Here is an 18,376-nt window from a genome sequence, read left to right on the forward strand (position 1 = left end):
GTCCTCGGGCACGGTGCGGCGGGGCCGGCGGACGGCCGCGTGGTGATCACCGCCGCGGCGCGCCCTGGACCGCGCACTCGGTCCGGAGCGGACTGTCGGGCACACCGGTGCCGACAATCAATCCACAGTGGACCGCAAGTTTCCCTGCCGAGCGGAATTTTTGTTGTTCGGCATGGGGTTTGACTTGCGCTGCTACGCTGTGATCGTTGCGATGGTTCTTCCGCAGCGATTGCTCAAGCCGGGGGGTGGAGCGACACAGCCGCGTTGCCGTGCAGCGGTTACCTGATCCGTGTGACGGGCGCGTGCTCACCGAAGCGACGCCGGTACCCCGGCTTCGTCTTTGTTCAGGGGGATCCGTGTTACCACGTAGATCATTAGTGCCCATTTTCGTCGCGTTCGCCACGGTGTTGGCGTCCACGACGACCGCAGGCGCGGGGCAGGGTGCCGCACAGGGGGTCGGGCAGCCCGGCCGCGCCACGGAGAACTGCACGTTCACAGAAGGCGATCTCGCGCGTTGCGTCCGGGTCGGCATCGACCTGCCGACCGTGCCCGAGGTCGGTGGCACGGCCGCGATGGGTGTCGAGGTCGCCGCGCAGGCCGAGGTCGGCGAGGTGGCGGTGACGGTTGACCTGCCCGCCACGTTGCGTTGGGAGCGCGCGCCGGAAGGGTTCACCACGGACCGGGTCACCGGTGCGTCGCCCGAAGCCGGTGGTGTGGTGGAGCGCGCTTCCGGGACCATGAAACTCCACAGTGGACAGACCATTCGGCTGGACGCCGCGGTGACGGCGGTGGCCGCGGGTGCGGCGCCGATCCGGGCGGCCGTGGTGGGGGCGGCGCGCAGCCAGGTCGACACGGCGTCCGGGAGCCTGGTCGTGACGGTCGGCGCGACGCGGCCCGAGTCGTTCCGCGGCTACCGGGAGGCGGAGGTCAACGGTGTCGCCGCCACGCCGGCGCCGGCGGTGGTCACGCGGGCGACGCCGCACCTGCCGCACCGGTCGGTCGGCACCGACGGGCTCGCGAAGCCCGACCTGCCGGCGGACCCGCGGGCGCAGGCGTTGACCTGCGTGCGCGGCTCGTGGCGGTACCAGGACCAGGACTCCCGGTGGCACCCGTCGGCGAACTTCCAGGTGCAGCTGTGGCGGCGCACCTTCCTCGGGCCGCAGCTGCTCACCTCGGACATCACCGACGAGAACGGCGCGTACCGGGTGTGCTCGACCGCGGCGGCCGGCAGCGACGTCTACGTCCGGTTCGTCGCCGAGAACGGCAAGTGGTCGGTCACGGACGGCGACAACGACCCGTACGCGTTCGTCAGCCGCGACATCCAGCGCATCGGCGACGGCGCGACGGTGGACCTCGGCGCGCTCAACCCGGCCGACAACAACCTGATGCGCGCGCTGCACGCGTTCGACGAGGTCAACGACGCCAAGAACTGGACCCCCGGCGACTGCTGGGACGCCCGGCACACCAACTGCCGGGTCGTGCGGTTCCGCTGGACGCCGACCTCGACCGAGGGCGCGTTCTACCGGACCGGCGAGAACCGGGTCTACCTGCGCGCCGACGACCCGAACTTCCGATCCGTCGTGGTGCACGAACTGGGTCACGCGGTGATGGACGAGGTGTACGAGGACGACTTCCCGCGCACCGAGAACTGCAGCCCGCACTTCATCCACCGCACGTCCTCGCCGAGCTGCGCGTGGACGGAGGGCTTCGCCGACTGGTACCAGGCCGCCGTCTACAACGACCCGCGCTACGTCGGCGGACCGAACTTCGAGGTGCCGCTGGAGACGCCCACGTGGGGCACGGCGGACTGGAACGACGGCGACGGGGTCGAGGGCCGGGTCGCGGGCGCGCTGATCGACCTCGCCGACGCCGGCGCGGAGCAGTACTGGGACTCCTACGGCGAAGGCGCGCCGAACCGGCTGTGGGAGACGTTCCTCAACCACCGCTCGACCTCGTTCAACGAGTACTGGCGGCAGCGGGGCCAGGACCAGTTCGACGTGTCCGACCGCCCGCAGGGCAGCCTGTACCAGAACACGATCGACTACGGCTACCGCGACCCGCTGGCCGACAACCAGGCGCTGACCAGGCCGGAGCCCCGGACGCCGCACAACTACCACTTCCGGACCACGACGGTGTTCTGGTCGGCGGTGGCGGTCCGGCCGCCGGCGGGCGCGCGGTACGACCTGGCGGTGTTCGGCAACCGCGAGCTGACCCAACAGCTCGCGTCGAGCACGCTGGGGCCGGACGTGGTGAACTTCGTCGCGGTCGACTCCAACCGCAGGCCGCTGGGCGACTACTACCCGCAGGTGCGGGTGGCGTCCGGGCACGGCGACTACCAGGTCCAACTGGCCCAGGGCGCGAGCCAGCTGCCACCGGCGTCCAGCGCGCAGATCGCGATGGGCGCGGGTGACGTGGTCGCGGTGCGCGACGTCTGCGGCGTCACGCCGGAGCAGGTGATCACGCTGACCGCCACCCCGTCGGACGGCGGGCAGGACGCGGAGCTGTTCCTGCTGGCCTCCAACCCCGACCAGCCGGCGAGCTTCGTGCAGGGCCGCGCGGCGGCCGTGGCGCAGGCCACCGGTGCGGGGCCGGGGAGTCCGGAGACGCTGACGCACACCGCCACGTCCTCGGGCTGCTACGGCGTCGTGCTGGTCAACCGGGGCGGGGCGGGCGTCTACACGCTCAGCCGCGCCTGATCACACCGTGCCGGCCGGGGCTCCTCCCCCGGCCGGCACGTCCGGAGGTGCAACCACATCGTGCGTCCCACCCGTCCGTTGACCGTGAGATTCGTCCTCGTCGCCGTGGCGGTCCTCGCCGTCGCCTGCCAGTCCCCGCCCGCGCCGCCGTCCGGGAAGGCCGTGGCGCTGCGCGTCGAGCTCTTGGGGGGCGGCCCGCTGCCGCCGGGCTGGGTGACCTTCCCGGAGTTCGCGCTCTACGGCGACCGCACGCTGATCACCGCCGACGGCGACGCGCCCCGCGAGTACCACCTGACCGAGGCGGAGTTCGACCGCGTCTACGGCCGCGCCCGCTCGGCCGGCCTGGCGACCGGTCGGACGTTCGACGAGCAGAGCCCGGACGCGCCCGTGCTGGAAGTCGTGTTCGGCCACGACACCGGCCGGTCGGTCACCCGGATCACCGCGCCCGACCCGGAGGCCTCGGGTGACGCGGGCGCGATCGTCCGCGCGGTGGCGCTCAAACCCGACACGGACCTGGAGTCGCCGCACGAGCCCTACCGACCCGAGCGCGTCGCCGTCGTCGCGGGCGTTTCGTCGGGCGCCCCGACCGGCCCGCGGTGGCCACTGCGCCCGCTGGCCGAGGGGACGCCCCTCAACGCCGGGCGGTGCGCGGTGTACGCCGCGGCGGAGGTCCGCGACATCCGATCGGACACCACGTGGACCAGCGGCGGCACCACCTACCGCGTGCGGCTGCGACCCCTGCTGCCCGACGAGACCGACTGCGCGGCCCTGACCCGCGGGTAGTGGCCGCGGGTCACGGGTGGGCGGCGGTCAGGTTGCGCAGGGCGGTGGTGCCCAGGCCCGTGGGGCCGCGCAGGGCGTGGACCGCCACCGCCTTGCGTCCGCCGAAGTGCTCCTCCAGGGCCGCGTCGCTGTAGCGGTGCGTCTTCAGGTGCCATTCGCGGATGGCGTGCATCCAGTTCTTCAGCTTCTGGACGTGGGTCGCCAGGGCGTGCCCGCTGTCGGCATCCAGGTCCAGGTCCTTGACCAAGCCCGGCAGCTCCACGTCGAGGATGCGCTCGAACTGGGCCAACCGGGCGCTTTGCAGCTTCTCGACCACCTCGTACGCCCGGCGCACGTCGCAGTCCAGGAAGTTGCGGGTCACGTGGACCAGGTTGTGGACCTCGCCCTCGTACTGCACCTCCTTGCGGTGCGACACCAGGTCGTTGACCATCCAGCCGTAGTCGGCGGCGGTGTTCTCCAGGTCGCGGAGGGTTCGCGTCCGCCGCAGCTCCGGCGGCAGGTCGTCCGCTGTGGACAGGTTCGCCATGCTCCGGATCAACTCGGTGCCGAAGGTCAGGCGGCGCATCTCGACGTAGTCCACCGGGTCCGGGACCCGGTTGAGGTGTTGGTTCTCCAGCTCCCACAGCCAGGCGTCCAGCATGGACGACACGGCGGACTTGACCTCGCGGCGGCGGTCCGGGGGCATGGTCGCGGCGGTGCGGCGCCAGAGGTCCGCCAGCCCGCGTTCCAGCGGGACCGCCGGCGTGGTGCCCGACGCGCCCTCGACCGCCATCAGATCCTTGAGCCTGGCGGTGAGGGCCTTGGCGCCGGCCATGTCCTGGGCGCGGCCGAACACCGCCGGGTAGTAGTCGTCCGCATAGGTGCCCCAGGTCAGCCACAGGGCCGAGAGGGTGATCGCGTCCGGGGTGCCGTCCGGGTCGATGAGGGCGGAGCACAGGCCGTAGTTGTGGCCGCGGACCATGTCCTCGGTCCACAGGCCCGGCACGTCGTCGAGGAAACCCATCTCGCGGGACCACTCGACCGCCGTCGCCGTCGCCGCCCGGCCGTGCGGGCTGGTCTTCTTCGGGAACGGCAGGCGCATCTCCGGCCACGGGATCGACGGCACCGGCGAGAACGGGACGTGGGTGAAGCTGCGCAGCCGTTGCGGCGCGGTGTTGAGCAGGGAGCGCAGCGCTTGCGTGCCCAGGCCGGTCGGGCCGCCCAGGCCGGTGCCGTCCAGCGCGCCCTTGTTCATGTAGCGGCTGGAGCGCATGTGCCACTCGTGGCCACCGGACTGCCAGTCCTGCAGGCCCTTGACGTAGGCCAGCACCGCCAGGCGGCCCGCCGGGTCGATGCGGTGCTCGTCGAGCAGCTTCGGGACCTCGGTCAACGCCGTGTGCTCGAACTGGTGCAGCCGCGACGTGAGCAGGTCGTTCACCCGCTCCGCGGCCTCCTGCGTCGGCAGGTCCAGGAACTTCTCCAGCACCAGGACGCCGTTGCTCAGCTCGCCCTCGTCCAGGACCTCGCGCTCGTAGGAGAACAGGTCGTTGCGCAGGTGGACGGCGTCGGCGAAGGTGTCGCGCAGCACCGCCAGCGGACGGGTCAGGGCGATGCGCGCGGGCACCTCCATGCCGGTGACGTGCTCGACCAGGTTGGCGCTCCACGGCGCGCCGCCGACCTTGCGGCGCATCTCGACGTACTCGATCGGGTTGGCCAGCCGGCCCTCGCTGATGTTGTGCAGCTCCCACATGGACTCGTCCAGCAGGTGCTTGGTGTTGTCGGCGAACCTGCGGCGCCAGTCCATCGAGTGCGCGGGGACCGTGCGCTCCCACAGGTCCTTGAGGCCCTTCTCGACCGGGTTGGTCGGTTCCTCGGTGATCACGCCGTCCACCGGCATGAACAGCGGCAGCCGGTCCAGGTAGACCTGTGCGCCCCGGATGTCGTTCGGGTTGCGCTTGTAGAGCTCCACGAAGTGGTCGTCGAAGTAGAAGACCCACACGTACCAGTCGGTGACCAGGTCCAGGTCCCCGGCGGACGCGTCGGGGTGGGTGTAGGCGCACAGCAGCGCGTAGTCGTGCGAGGCGAGGTCGTCGTCGGTCCAGATGACCGTGCCGTGCTGGGGGACGTCGATGAAGTCCATCGCGTGCGCCCACGCCTTGCTGTGCGTGCGGGCGCGGTCGAGGTTGGGGTTCAGCCGCGCCGGGTAGGGCATGTAGAACTCCGGCAACTGGAACGGCTGCATCGACTCGGCACCTCTCTGTCACGGGACCACCGGGGTGCACGCAACCAGTCGGCGGGCGTGGCGACCAGGGTCCGGGCGGCAGGTCTACCCGTTCGTGGACCCCGACCGTTCCACCGGCACACGGACCGCTGCCGACCGTGCCCGAGAAGATCACCCGATCAGGCGTCGGTGGTGCCCATGCCCAGGTGCTCGATGTGGTAGACGGCCTCGTCCAGGAGTTGCGCGACGTGGTCGTCGTAGAGGCTGTAGACGATGCTGCGGCCGTGCCGGGTGCCCACGACCAGGCCCAGCGCGCGCAGCAGGCGCAATTGGTGGGAGACGGCGGACTGCTCCATCTCGATCGCCTCGGCCAGCTCCCCCACCGCGCACGGGCCGTGCCGCAGCCGGGCCAGGATGCGCAGCCGGCTCGGGGTCGCCAGGGCCTGGAGGGTCGCGGCGACGGTCGCGGCCGAATCCGCGTCCAGCACGGCGGGCGGCGCCGCCTTGCCCGTCCCGTGTCCCATGCGGCGATCTTACGCGAGGAACAAATGAAGAGGTCTTCATGTGTTCCTGTATGGTGCCGCGTGTGACAACGGCGGAGATGGTTCGGGTCGGCCCCGCGCGGGTCGGGGTGTGGGCGCTGGCGGAGGTCCGGTGGGCGTGCGCGGCGACGGCCCTGTTCGCGCTGGGCTTGGGCGCGTGGTGGGCCGACGCGCCCGCGTGGCTGTGGTGGTCGCTGTTGCTGGCCTGCTGCGCGGCCGGCGGCTGGGAGCCGGCGCTGGCCGGGTTGCGGGCCCTGCGCGAGCGGTCGCTGGACGTGGACCTGCTGATGGTGGTGGCCGCCGCCGGGGCCGCCGCGATCGGGCAGGTGGTGGACGGGGCGCTGCTGATCGTCATCTTCGCCACCTCCGGCGCGCTGGAGGCGGTGCTGACCCGGCGCACGGCCGACTCCGTGCGGGCGCTGCTGGACCTCGCGCCCCAACGGGCGACGCGGGTCGTCGGGGACGGTCACGAGGAAGTGGTGGACGCGTCCGCGCTGCGGGTGGACGACGAGGTCGTGGTGCGACCCGGTGAACGGGTCGGCGCGGACGGTGTCGTGGTCGGCGGGGCGGGCGAGGTGGACGAGGCGTCGATCACCGGCGAGCCGCTGCCGGTGGCCAAGGCGGTCGGGGCGGAGGTGTTCGCGGGGACGCTCAACGGGTCCGGGGCGCTGCGGGTGCGGGTGACGCGCGACCCGGCCGACAGCGTGCTGGCGCGCATCGTTTCGCTGGTGGAGCGGGCGTCGGCGACCAAGGCCGGGACGCAGCTGCTGATCGAGAAGGTGGAGCAGCGGTACTCGGTGGGTGTCGTGGTGGCGACGCTGGCGCTGTTCGCGGTGCCGTTGGCGTTCGGGGCGGAGTTGCGGCCGACGTTGCTGCGGGCGATGACGTTCATGATCGTGGCGTCACCGTGCGCGCTGGTGCTGGCGACGATGCCGCCGCTGCTGGCCGCGATCGCCAACGCCGGGCGGCACGGGGTGCTGGTGAAGTCGGCGGTGGCGATGGAGCGGCTGGGCGCGGTGACGGCGGTCGCGGTGGACAAGACGGGCACGCTGACCGAGGGCCGGCCCCGCGTGGTCGAGGTGAGCCCGGGTGATCGGGCCGATGAGGTCTTGGCGTGGGCGGCGGCCGTGGAGCGGTGGAGCGAGCACCCGGTGGCGGCGGCGATCGTGGCCCGCGCCCGGGAGCGTGGACTGGCGGTGGCCGAGGCGCGGGACTTCCGCGCCACGCCGGGCGTGGGCGTGGCCGGGGTGGTCGACGGGCGACGGGTGGCTGTCGTGGCCGATCCGCGGGCGGCGGGCGGTGGCCGGACGGCGGTTCGCGTCGAGGTCGATGGGCAACCGGTCGGGGTGGTGGTGCTGGCGGACCGGGTTCGGCCGTCGAGCAGGGACGCGGTGGCCGGGTTGGCGGCGGTGACCGGGTCGCGGCCGGTGCTGCTCAGCGGCGACAACTCCCCCGCCGCGCGGGAGGTCGCGGCCGAGGTGGGCATCGAGGACGCCCGGGGTGGCCTGCTGCCGCAGGACAAGGCGGACGCGGTGGCCGACCTGCGAGGCGCGGGTCACCGGGTGCTGTTCGTGGGCGACGGCGTGAACGACGCCCCCGCGATGGCCACCGCCGACGCCGGGATCGCGTTGGGGCGCAAGGGTTCCGACCTCACCGTCGAAACGGCGGACGCCGTCGTGCTGCGTGACGACCTGGCGGCGGTGCCCGCGGTGGTCGCGTTGGCGCGCCGCGCCCGGCGGGTCGTCGTGGCCAACCTCGTCATCGCCGGCTCGATCATCGTGGCGCTGGTGACGTGGGACCTGGTCGGCACCCTCCCGCTGCCCCTGGGCGTCGCCGGGCACGAAGGATCGACGGTGCTCGTGGCGCTCAACGGCCTGCGCCTGCTGTCCAAGCGCTCCTGGCCGAGTATTTGATCGCACGGAATTCGATATAACGCCCGATTAATCATGGTGTTAGCGTGTGGTGAATGCGGAACACCATTCGGGGCTATCGAGACGTGTGCCGGAAACCGGCTTTCCTGCGGTTCTGGCTGGGTATGGCGGTGTCGCGGACCGGGGACGCGCTGACGACGGTCGCGTTGGCGTGGCTGGTCCTCGACCTGGCCGGACCTGCCGAATTGGGTGTCGTCCTGCTGTGCTTCGGACTGCCCCGGGTGGTCACCGGGCCGGTGGCGGGACGGTTGCTCGACCGGTTTCCGGCGCGATTGCTGCTCGGCTGGGACAACGCGCTGCGAGCGGCGCTGGTGGCCGTTGTCCCGGTGTTGGCCTACGTCGGGGAATTGCGGATCGGACACGTCTACGCCGTGGTTCTCGCGTGCGCGGCGTTGTCCGCCGTGACGGAGGTGGCCGAGGGCGCGTTGGTGCCGAGACTGGTGGCGGACGCGGAGTTGGAGTCGGCGAACTCGCTGCTCTCGGTGAACTGGGAGGTGGCCTACGTCGTCGCGCCGCCGGTGGCCGGGCTCGCGGTCGGGGCGGTGGGCGCGGAGGCGGTGTTGCTGCTCGACGCGGCCAGTTTCCTGGTGACCAGCGCGTTTTGCTTCGGGCTGCCGCCGCTGGCGGTGCACGGGGAGCGCACGCCGACGCGGTTCGCGGTGTTGCTGCAGCTGCCGGTGGCGTTGGTATTGTCCTTGTCCGCCACCGGGTTCCTGTTCCTCGGCGGTGTGGTGGAGGTGTTCCACCCGGTGTTCGTGCGGGAGGTGCTGCACGCCGGGCCGGTGGCGTTCGGGCTCGTGCTGGGCGCGGCCGGCGTGGGCGGGTTGTGCGGGGCGGTGTTCGGGGTGGCGCTGTACCGGCGGGTGCCCGAGCGGTGGCGGGTGTCGGCGGCGATCGCCTGTGCCGCACCGGTCTTCGCGTTGTTCGCGGTCATCGACACCGTGGTGGCCGCCGTGGTGGTGGCGGGCGTGGCGTCGTTCCTGTGGGCCCCGTACTACGCGGTGGAACGGTCGAGGTTCCAGCGCGCGGTGCCCAAGGACGTGCGTGGGCGGGTGACAGGTGCGCGGACGGCTTTGTGCGCCTTGGGTTTCCCGGTCGGCAGCGCCGCCGGGGGCGTGCTGCTGGCGGGGGTCGAGGTGCCGGCTGCGGCGTTGGTGGTCGCCTGCGGGTTCGTGGTGCTCGCCTTCGTCCCGCTCGCCGCCCGCGAGCGGGTCAGGACGTGACGGCGGCGGCCACGATGCACGTGTCGTCCAGCGGCGACGCCGGGACCAGCCGCGAGGTCAACGCCTCCGGCATGTCCGCCGGGTCGATGTCGGCCGTGAACGTGCGGATGTCCTCCATCAGGTACTCCAGGTCGTCCCGGTCGCCGGAGTCGGACGGCCGGCGCTCCACCAGGCCGTCGGTGAACATCAGCACCGTGTCCCCGGGCTGGAGCACCACCGCCGCCGTGCCGTAGGCCGCGCCCGGCAGACCGCCGAGGACCGGGCCCGCCGGCCGGTCGAGCACGTGCACGTCGTGCGCCCGGACCAGCAGCAACGGCGGGTGCCCGGCCTGGGCCCAGGTCAGCCGGCGGGCCGCCGGGTCGAACCGGGCTACCGCCGCCGTGGCCAGCGTGACGTCCTCGCCCGCGGTCAGCATCCGGTTGAGCACGTCCAGCACCCCGGCGGGGTCGGGCGCGGTCAGCGCCGCGCCGGTGAACGCGTAGCGCAGCTTGGCCATGGCCGCCGCGGTGGCCAGGCCGTGCCCCGCGACGTCGCCGATGGCCAGCAGCGTGCTGCCGTCGTGGATGGTGAAGGCGTGGTACCAGTCGCCGCCCACCTCCGCCCACCGCTCGGCCGCGAGGTAGCGCACGGCCACCCGCAGCCCCGGCAGTTCCAGCGGCCCGCTGGGCAGCGGCAGCACGGCGGAGCGGAGGTGCTCGGCCACCTGGTGCTCGCGGGCGAACCGCTCGCTCAGGTCGAACATCCGCTTCTCCGCGTGCCGGGTCGCGGTGATGTCCTGCAGCACCACGTCCAACCGCACCGGCCGCCCCTGCACGTCCAGCACCGGCTCGCCGATGAACCGCCCGGACCGGACCTCGTCGCCGGCCTTGAGCCGCAGCTCGGTGTCGGTGCGCTCACCGCGTTCCAGCATCCGCCGCACGGCGTTCTGCAGGATCGGCAGGTCCTCGGGGACCACGGACGCGCGGATCTCGTCCAGCGACATCGGACCCAGCGCGGGGTCGCGGGCGAAGATGACGTAGAGCTGGTCGGACCAGTCGATCTCGTTGGTCACCAGGTTCCACTCGCCCCAGCCGATGTTCCCCAGGCGCTGCACGCTGCGCAGCCGTTCCAGCTGCAACGGGTCCTCGTGCTCGCGCCAGGCCAGCACGAGCCCGTCGCCGAACTTGCCGATGGTCAGCGTGTACCGGCCGTGCTGGGGCAGGCCGGGGCTGTTCTCCTCGTAGTCGAACGTGCCGACCACCTCGCGCACGCCGGTGCGCAGCACCCGGTGGTAGGCCGCCCACAGCTCGGTGCCCTCCACGGTCGGGTAGCTCTCCAGGATGCTGCGCCCGACCAGCTGCCGGTAGCGGCGGCCGGAGAAGTCGACCGCGTCGGGGCTCGCGGCCTCGAACCGGAAGTCCACGACCTCGCCGTCGGACGCGTGCACCGCGCCGAGCAGGGCCACCGAGCCGGGCAGCACGTCCAGGAAGTGCTGGGCCCACAGCGTCCAGTTGCGGCCGTGCGCGCCACCGCCCGGGCCGAGCAGCGAGAGCAGCGTGGACCCGGCGGAGCGCACCACCAGCTCCAGGTCCCACTGCTCCCCGGTGGTGAAGTCGTGGTGCTCGGTCCACAGCAGACCGACGACGCCGGCCGTCCGCGTCCGATCCCGGAACGGCACCCAGGCCCGGGACCGCCACACCGTCTCCGGGTCGCCGATCAGGGTGAACCGCCGCCGCGCCGCCGCCAGGTCGGGCAACCACTGCGGCAGGCCGCTGCGCACCGAGGCCAGGACCCCGGTCTCCAGGCGCAGCGGCACCCGCTCCCACTCCAGCCGCACCCGCGCCGGCACGTTCGCCGCGGCCTCCAGGCGCACCCCGCCGTCGGGTTCGACCAGGTAGACCAGCACCGCGTCGCACCCGGCGTGCTCGCGGACCAGTTCGGCCAGCTCCTCGGAGTCGGTCGCGGACCCCACCGCGGCCAGGGCCACCGGGCGCGGCGCGGGCGGCAGCCCGGACACCGGCCGCACGTACCGGGTCGGGTCGAAGCGCTCCTCGACCGGCGGCGCGGCCGGTCCGGGCGGCGGCGGGACGCCGAGCACGCCGGCGGCGACGCTCACCAGGTCCGTGCCGGTGGCCTGGGCCAGCCGGACCAGGTCGTCGAACGCCTCGTCGGGCCGGCACGACAACCGCTCGGCGAGCACCCCCTTGGCCTGCTCGACCACGGCCTGGCGGCGCGCGGCGGCCCGCAACCGGTCGATCTCGTCACGCTGACGGGCGACCAGGTCGGCCAGTGCGGAACGACTCGGATCCCGCTGGGTAGCCATCGCGACCCAGCATCGCGCGTGCGGACGCCGGCGGCCAGCCGAACCGGCTACCCGGCGCGGTCGTCGGCGCGCGGGGCGGGCATCGCGGGGCCGACGACGGCGCACCGCGAGCCGCGCGCCCGGAGCGACTGGCGCAGCCGCCACAGGACCGCGGCCGTGGCCGGGTCCGCCACCGTCGTGCCGCTCAGGTCGACCAGCACCGGGCGCGGGCGCTCCGCCAGCACGCACCCGATCTGGGCGACCAGGAACGCGGCGGACGTGCGGTCCACCGGGCCCCGGACCCGGATCACCTGCGCGCCCGCCCCGCCCGTGAAGTCGAGGTGCACCGCCCCGGGCAGGGGCGCGATCGGGTCAACGCGGCGCGGCAGCGGGCTGACGGCCGTTCGGACGGGACCGGCCGCGCGGGCCGGGTGCTGGATCGCCACCGGACGACCTTAAGACGGCTCGGCCGGGCCGCTGCCGGTCGTTCGACCCACAAAACCGGGCGGAAGACGCGCAGGTCAGAGGCCTTCTGATGACCGGAGGTTGCTCGGGCATTCACAGTCGGTGTCTTTCACGTTACAGTTCTGGGAGCGCTCCCAGTCCGTTGCGTCCAATGGAGGATGTGGTGTGGATGGTGGAGGGATTCCCCCGCCCCGGTGCCCTGGTCGAGGGCATGCGCGTGCTCGACGCGCTGAGCGTGCCGCTGCTGCGCGGGTCGCTCGGCGTGGTGTTCGTGTGGTTCGGGGCGTTGAAGGTGTCGGGCGCGACGCCGGTCGCCGACCTGGTGGCGAGCACGGTGCCGTGGCTGGCGCCGGGGCTGCTGGTCGCGGGGCTCGGCGTGCTGGAGGTGCTGCTCGGCCTCGCGCTGGTCGCCGGGCGGTTCCTGCGGGTGGCCGCCGTCCTGGTGATGGCGCACCTGGGCGGCACGTTCCTGACCCTGGTGGTGCAGCCGGCGGTGGCCTTCCGGGCCGGTAACCCGCTGCTGCTCACCCTCACCGGCGAATTCGTCGTCAAGAACCTGGTCTTGTTCACGGCGGCACTGGTGGTCCTGTGCGCCGAACTGCGTCGAGGAGGAGTTCGATGAAGCGCTCCACGGTCGTCGCCGCGGCCTTCCTGCTGGCCGCCGGCTCCGCGGCGGCCCTGTTCCCGCACGCGGTCGCCGCGGCGGCGGGCTGTCGCGTCGACTACACCGTCGCCGGCCAGTGGCAGGGCGGTTTCCAGGCGAGTGTGAAGATCACCAACGTGGGCGACCCGGTGAGCGGGTGGTCGCTCGGGTTCACCTTCCCCGACGGCGGGCAGAAGGTCACCCAGGGCTGGAACGCCGGCTGGAGCCAGTCCGGGACCGCGGTCACCGCCACGAACGTCGACTGGAACCGGTCGCTGGGCACCGGCGGGACGGCCGACATCGGCTTCACCGGGACGTTCACCGGGGCCAACCCCGCGCCCACGGCGTTCACGCTCAACGGGGTCGCGTGCACCGGCTCCCCCGTCGTCACGACCACGACCACCACCACGACGACCACGGGCAACCCGCCCGTCGGCCGCACGCCGGTGGAGATCAACGGCCAGTTGCGGGTCTGCGGCGTGAACCTGTGCAACCAGTACAACCGGCCGGTCCAACTGCGCGGCATGAGCACGCACGGCATCCAGTGGTTCGACAAGTGCTACAACAACGCCTCGCTGGACGCGCTGGCCAACGAGTGGAAGTCCGACCTGTTCCGCATCGCGATGTACGTGCAGGAGCAGGGCTACGAGACCAACCCGAGCTGGTTCACCAACCGGGTCAACACCCTGGTGGACATGGCCGAGGCGCGCGGGATGTACGCGATCATCGACTTCCACACCCTCACGCCCGGCGACCCGAACTACAACATCGACCGCGCCAAGACGTTCTTCGCCCAGGTCGCGTCGCGCAACGCCGCCAAGAAGAACGTCATCTACGAGATCGCCAACGAGCCCAACGGCGTCGGCTGGGCGGCGATCAAGAGCTACGCGGAGCAGGTCATCCCGGTGATCCGCGCCGCCGACCCGGACGCGGTCGTGCTCGTCGGCACGCGCGCGTGGTCGTCGTTGGGCGTCTCGGAGGGCTCGAACGAGAGCGAGATCGTCAACAACCCGGTCAACGCGACCAACATCATGTACACGTTCCACTTCTACGCCGCCTCGCACAAGGACAACTACCGGTCCACGGTGAGCCGGGCGGCGTCGCGCCTGCCGCTGTTCGTCAGCGAGTTCGGCACGGTCAGCGCCACCGGCGGCGGGGCGTTCGACCGCGCGAGCAGCACGGCGTGGCTGGACCTGCTGGACCAGCTCAAGATCGGGTACGCGAACTGGACGTACTCCGACGCGAACGAGAGCAGCGCCGCCCTGCGGCCGGGCACGTGCGACGGCGGCACGTACACCGGCAGCGGCGTGCTCACCGAGTCCGGCGCGTTCATCAAGAGCCGCGTCAGCACGGCGGACAACTTCCCGACCAGCTGACCCGGGCTGCGGACGGGGCTCGGCCTTCACGGGCCGGGCCCCTTCGCCGGTTACGCGCTAGCCCATTCGGCCGATACTCCGGTACCGGATGCGCGGAGGTGCGTGATGCCCGCAGGGTTCAGACAGCGGTTCCTCGTCGTGGCGGCGGTGTTCGGCGTGGCGGGCTGCGGCGCGAGTCCCGTGCCGCCGGCGTCCACCACCACCTCCGAGCCGACCACGACGACCACCACCACCCGGCCTCGGGCCGACGCGGCGACCACCGACCTGGCGTCCCGGGCCACCATCACCCTGACCGACCTGGGCGAATCCTGGATGCTGCACGCCGAGGGCCGCGAGGGCGAACCGGTGGCCGACGACGACTGCGCCGCCGGCACCGTGCTGGCCGACCTCCCGACCGGCGCCCGCTGGTCCGGCGGCCAGTTCAAGACCCGCGAGGCCCGGTGGTTCGTGTACTCGGCCGCCGCGGTGTTCCCCGACGAGGCCACGGCGGTGAAGTGGGTCGAGGTCCGCAAGTCCGCCGCCTACGTCGAGTGCCGGCGCGCCGAGATCGAGCGGGGGCAGCGCACCGCCGACCCGAGGTTCTCCGTCGCGGTCGCCGAGATCACTGGTCCGGGCCTGGGCACCAACGGCTTCGAGGCCTACGTGCTCTACCAGCTCAAGGCCGACACCGGCGGCGGGGCGCAGGACTCCAACGCCAACTTCGCCCGCCACACCTACCGGGTCGGCCGCGTGGTCGTGTCGCTGTCACTCGACATCGCCTCCGCCACCACCGACCCGGCCGACCTGACCAGCCGCGTGACGACCGACGTCACCCGCGCGCTCGCCGCCGTGTACGAGCGGATCGGAAAGGCGTAGGACGGCATACGTCCATCAGGATGGCTTGCGCCGGAACGGCCGTGCGCGGCTCGCGTCGGCCGCCGGCCCGCGCCGCGATCCACGCCGACGAGAAAGCCGCCACCCCGATCGCAGTCCCGCAGCCAGCCGCCGCCCGGTCCACCGACATCACCGACGAGCGAGTCCTGTCCGACCACGACGCCGCCCACCGGGCTCATGCCCGCGCCGAACTCGGCGTCACGCCGAACGAACCACAGGACGGCGTGCGTCCATCAGGATGGCTTGCGCCGGAACGGCCGTGCGCGGTCCGGTGATCGAGTACGCTCTCCTCCGCTTCGGGCCCTGGCGGGGGTGGCGTGCGTGGCGGGACGGGTCGAGTGCCGGCTGTTGGGGCCGGTCGAGGTGGTGGTGGACGGGGTCGCGGCGCCGTTGGGCGGCGCGAAGCCCAGGGTGCTGCTGGCGGCGCTGCTGCTGGAGCACGGCCGGGTCGTGCCCACCGACCGGCTCATCGACGTCATCTGGCCGGAGGACCCGCCGGACACCGCGCGGGCGGTCATCCAGACCTACGTCAAGACGCTGCGGCAGTCCCTGGCCCGGCACGGCGTGACCGACCTGATCGTCACCAGCCCGCCCGGTTACCTCGCGCGGGTCCCGGCGGGCGCGCTGGACCTGGTGGAGTTCGAACGGCTGCTCGCGCGCGGCCGGGCCGCCGGGTCCGCCGACGACACGGCGGCGGTCCTGCGGTCGGCGCTGGCGCTGTGGCGCGGGCCGGCGTTGGCCGGGGTGGGCGCCTCCCTGCTCGCCGGCGAGGCGGCGCGGCTGGAGGAGCTGCGGCTGGCGGCCACCGAGGAGCTGGTCAGCGCCGACCTGGCGGCGGGCCGCTACGAGGTCGCGCTGCCCGAGGTGACCGCGCTGCTGCGCCGGTTCCCCACCCACGAGGGCCTGCGGGCGCGGCACATGACCGCCCTGCACCGGCTCGGCCGGCGGTCCGAGGCGCTGGCGTCGTTCCGGGAGGCGCGCGCGGCGTTGGCCGAGGAGCTGGGCCTGGACCCGGGACCGGAGCTGACGGCGGCGCACGAGGCGGTCCTGCGCGGCGACCCCGACCCGTCGCCCCGCGCCGGGTCCGAGCGGACGCCCGTGCCGGCGCCGCGACCGCCGGTGCCGACCCAGTTGCCGCTGGTGCCCGCCGACTTCACCGGCCGCTCGCGGGAGATCGCGGCCCTGGTGCGGGAGCTCGCGCCCCGCGACGGGTCGTGGTCGCCGCCCATCCGCGTGCTGTCCGGCAAGGGCGGCAGCGGCAAGTCCGCACTCGCCGCGCGGGTGGCGACCGAGCTGGCGGCGGCCTTCCCCGACGGGCAGCTGCACGCCGAGCTGCGCGGCATGACCGACGCGCCCGCCGACCCCGCCGAGGTGCTCAGCCGGTTCCTCAAGGCGCTGGGCTGCGCGCCGGACGCGATCCCCGAGACGCTGGACGAGCGGGTCGAGACCTACCGGCGGCTGGTGGCCGACCGCACGGTGCTCGTGGTGCTCGACGACGCCGCGTCCTCCCGCCAGGTGCTGCCGCTGGTGCCCGGCGGCGGCCGGTGCGCGGTGCTGGTCACCTCGCGCGACCGGCTCGCCGGGTTGCCGGGAGCGTCGCGGGTGGAGCTGGAGGTGCTCGGCGACGACGAGGCGGTCGAGCTGCTGACCCGGATCGTCGGGCCGGCGCGCGCCGACGCCGAACCGCAGGCCGTGGCCGACATCGTGGAGCGGTGCGGCCGGATGCCGCTGGCCATCCGGGTCGCCGGCGCCCGGCTGACCACCCGCCAGCGGTGGCCGCTGCAACTGCTCGCCGACCGGCTGGCCGACGAGCGCCGTCGGCTGGACGAGCTGTCCGTGGCCGACCTGGAGGTGCGCGCGAGCTTCCGGCTCAGCTACCGCTCGCTGGCCCCCGACGAGCGCAGGACGTTGGGGCGCCTGGGGTTCCTGGGTGTGCCGGAGTTCGCGCCGTGGGTGGTCGCGTGGCTGCTCGACGTGGACACCCGCGCCGCGGAGAACGTGATCGAGCGGCTGGTCGACGCGCACCTGGTGGACTTCTCGCGGGTGGACGACCAGGGGTTCATGCGCTACCGGCTGCACGACCTGGTGCGCATCCACGGGCGCGAGGAGGCGGAGTCCGCCGAACCCGAGGCGGACCTGGTCGCGGCCGTCGCCCGGGTGCTGGGCGGCTGGCTGTCGGTGGTGGACCAGGTGGCGGGCGTGTCGCCGCCGGAGGAGATGCAGTGGCCGCGCACCGCCGTGCCGGCCCCGGTGTCGCCGCTGGTGGTCACCGACCCGCAGACGTGGTTCGACACCGAGCAGCCCGCCATCGTGGTCGGGGTGGAGCGCGGGGCGGCGTTGGCGCTGTACGACCTGGTCCGCCGGTTCGCCGCCACCCGGCTGGGGCCGTCGCTGTTCGGGGTCGACCGGTTCGAGGCGCGGGAGCGGATCAACGCCGCCGCGCTGGAGGCGACCCGCCGCGCGGGCGACCGCCGGGGCGAGGCGATGATGCTGACCGAACTCGGGCAGCTGCGCTACCTGCAGGACGAGTTCCCCGAGTCGCTGCGGCTGCACACCGAGGCGTTGGCCGTGTTCCGGGAGTTGGACGACCCGGCGTGCGAGGCGGTGGTGCTGGCCGGGCTGGGCACCACGTGCCGGGAGGCGGGCCGGCTGGCCGAGGCGCTGGAGCACCTCGACGCGGCCCGGGCGCTGGTGCGGCGGCTCGGCGACCGGTCCGGGATGGCGTACGTGGCCCGGTTGTCCGGGTCGGTGCGGCTGGAGCGCGGCGAGCCGGACCGGGCGTGGGACGACCTGGTCGAGGCGCTGGCGGCCTACCGGGAGGTGGGCAGCCTGCGCGGTGAGGCGTTGGTGCTGCGCACCATCGGGCTCTACCACCGGGCGGTCGGGGCCTACCTGGACTCGGTGGCGGTGTGCGCCGAGGCCGCCGGGGTGTTCCGGGGGCTCGGCGACCGGTTGATGGAGTCCTACGCCGTGCGGTCGCTGGTCAAGGCCGAGGCGCGGCTGGGGCGGGAGGTGGAGGACCCGCGGTTGCAGTGGTGCCTGTCGGTGTGCCGGTCGATGGGCGACCGGTGGGGTGAGGCGGCCACGTTGCGGACGATCGGCGAGGTCCACCTGGCCCGGGGTCGGTTGGCGGAGGCGGAGACCGCTTTGCTGGCCGCCGTCGCGCTGTGGGACGAGCTGCGGGTGCCGTTGTGGCGGGCGCGGACCGAGCGGGACCTGGCTTCCGTGCACCGGGCGCGCGGTGACCTCGCCCGGGCCGACGAGCTGGCGGGCCGCAAGGTGGACGCGAAGCTGCAGGGCATCCTGGAAGCCTTCAAGGCCCAGATCATCGAGGGCAAGATCCAGGTGGCCGACAAGCGGTGA

At 73.3% G+C, this 18,376-nt stretch carries 12 protein-coding genes; 8 read left to right on the forward strand and 4 right to left on the reverse strand.

Features of this window, described 5'->3' with window-relative positions:
* Positions 1 to 377 precede the first annotated feature (377 nt).
* Together AB0A74_RS27300 and AB0A74_RS27305 are read left to right on the forward strand one after the other, a co-directional pair.
* Positions 378 to 2,696 carry a hypothetical protein gene (locus tag AB0A74_RS27300; protein ID WP_358253764.1) on the forward strand — a complete coding sequence of 773 codons (2,319 nt, stop codon included), beginning with the start codon at positions 378 to 380 and terminating at the stop codon, positions 2,694 to 2,696.
* Between the two features lie 78 nt (positions 2,697 to 2,774).
* Positions 2,775 to 3,479, forward strand: a complete 705-nt coding sequence (locus tag AB0A74_RS27305; RefSeq protein ID WP_358253766.1) for a hypothetical protein — start codon at positions 2,775 to 2,777, stop codon at positions 3,477 to 3,479.
* A 10-nt stretch (positions 3,480 to 3,489) separates the two neighbouring features.
* On the opposite strand, the gene AB0A74_RS27310 is transcribed toward AB0A74_RS27305, so the two are convergent.
* Both AB0A74_RS27310 and AB0A74_RS27315 read right to left on the reverse strand, forming a co-directional pair.
* Positions 3,490 to 5,700: a germacradienol/geosmin synthase gene (locus AB0A74_RS27310; protein ID WP_358253768.1), complete on the reverse strand. Its 2,211-nt coding sequence runs from the start codon at positions 5,698 to 5,700 to the stop codon at positions 3,490 to 3,492.
* 158 nt (positions 5,701 to 5,858) lie between these two features.
* The gene (locus AB0A74_RS27315) at positions 5,859 to 6,203 is read right to left on the reverse strand and encodes a metalloregulator ArsR/SmtB family transcription factor (protein ID WP_358253769.1); all 345 of its coding nucleotides are present in this window, start codon (positions 6,201 to 6,203) and stop codon (positions 5,859 to 5,861) included.
* A 77-nt stretch (positions 6,204 to 6,280) separates the two neighbouring features.
* On the opposite strand from AB0A74_RS27315, the gene AB0A74_RS27320 reads away from it, so the two are divergent.
* On the forward strand, positions 6,281 to 8,134 hold the full coding sequence (locus AB0A74_RS27320; protein WP_358253782.1) for a heavy metal translocating P-type ATPase: 1,854 nt from the start codon (positions 6,281 to 6,283) through the stop codon (positions 8,132 to 8,134).
* 53 nt (positions 8,135 to 8,187) lie between these two features.
* Positions 8,188 to 9,375 carry an MFS transporter gene (locus AB0A74_RS27325; RefSeq protein WP_358253771.1) on the forward strand — a complete coding sequence of 396 codons (1,188 nt, stop codon included), beginning with the start codon at positions 8,188 to 8,190 and terminating at the stop codon, positions 9,373 to 9,375.
* Here AB0A74_RS27325 and AB0A74_RS27330 read toward each other — a convergent pair.
* On the reverse strand, positions 9,365 to 11,677 hold the full coding sequence (locus AB0A74_RS27330; protein ID WP_358253773.1) for a SpoIIE family protein phosphatase: 2,313 nt from the start codon (positions 11,675 to 11,677) through the stop codon (positions 9,365 to 9,367). The two genes, AB0A74_RS27325 and AB0A74_RS27330, sit on opposite strands and share 11 nt — an antisense overlap.
* A 47-nt stretch (positions 11,678 to 11,724) precedes the next feature.
* Positions 11,725 to 12,102 carry an STAS domain-containing protein gene (locus tag AB0A74_RS27335; RefSeq protein WP_358253774.1) on the reverse strand — a complete coding sequence of 126 codons (378 nt, stop codon included), beginning with the start codon at positions 12,100 to 12,102 and terminating at the stop codon, positions 11,725 to 11,727.
* Positions 12,103 to 12,272: 170 nt separating this feature from the next.
* On the opposite strand from AB0A74_RS27335, the gene AB0A74_RS27340 reads away from it, so the two are divergent.
* The 4 genes from AB0A74_RS27340 to AB0A74_RS27355 all read left to right on the forward strand — a co-directional run bounded on the left by AB0A74_RS27340 (position 12,273) and on the right by AB0A74_RS27355 (position 18,376).
* Positions 12,273 to 12,743 (forward strand): DoxX family membrane protein, encoded by a 471-nt coding sequence (locus tag AB0A74_RS27340; protein ID WP_358253776.1) that lies wholly within the window; start codon positions 12,273 to 12,275, stop codon positions 12,741 to 12,743.
* Positions 12,740 to 14,140: a cellulase family glycosylhydrolase gene (locus tag AB0A74_RS27345; RefSeq protein WP_358253778.1), complete on the forward strand. Its 1,401-nt coding sequence runs from the start codon at positions 12,740 to 12,742 to the stop codon at positions 14,138 to 14,140. Before AB0A74_RS27340 ends, AB0A74_RS27345 begins: the two co-directional genes overlap by 4 nt.
* Positions 14,141 to 14,245: 105 nt before the next feature.
* Entirely contained in the window at positions 14,246 to 14,995 is a 750-nt protein-coding gene (locus AB0A74_RS27350) for a hypothetical protein (protein WP_358253779.1), read from the forward strand.
* A gap of 339 nt (positions 14,996 to 15,334) precedes the next feature.
* Positions 15,335 to 18,376 carry a BTAD domain-containing putative transcriptional regulator gene (locus AB0A74_RS27355; RefSeq protein WP_358253781.1) on the forward strand — a complete coding sequence of 1,014 codons (3,042 nt, stop codon included), beginning with the start codon at positions 15,335 to 15,337 and terminating at the stop codon, positions 18,374 to 18,376.

The organism is Saccharothrix sp. NPDC042600, assembly GCF_040647305.1.
GTDB classification, from domain to species: domain Bacteria; phylum Actinomycetota; class Actinomycetes; order Mycobacteriales; family Pseudonocardiaceae; genus Actinosynnema; species Actinosynnema mutabilis.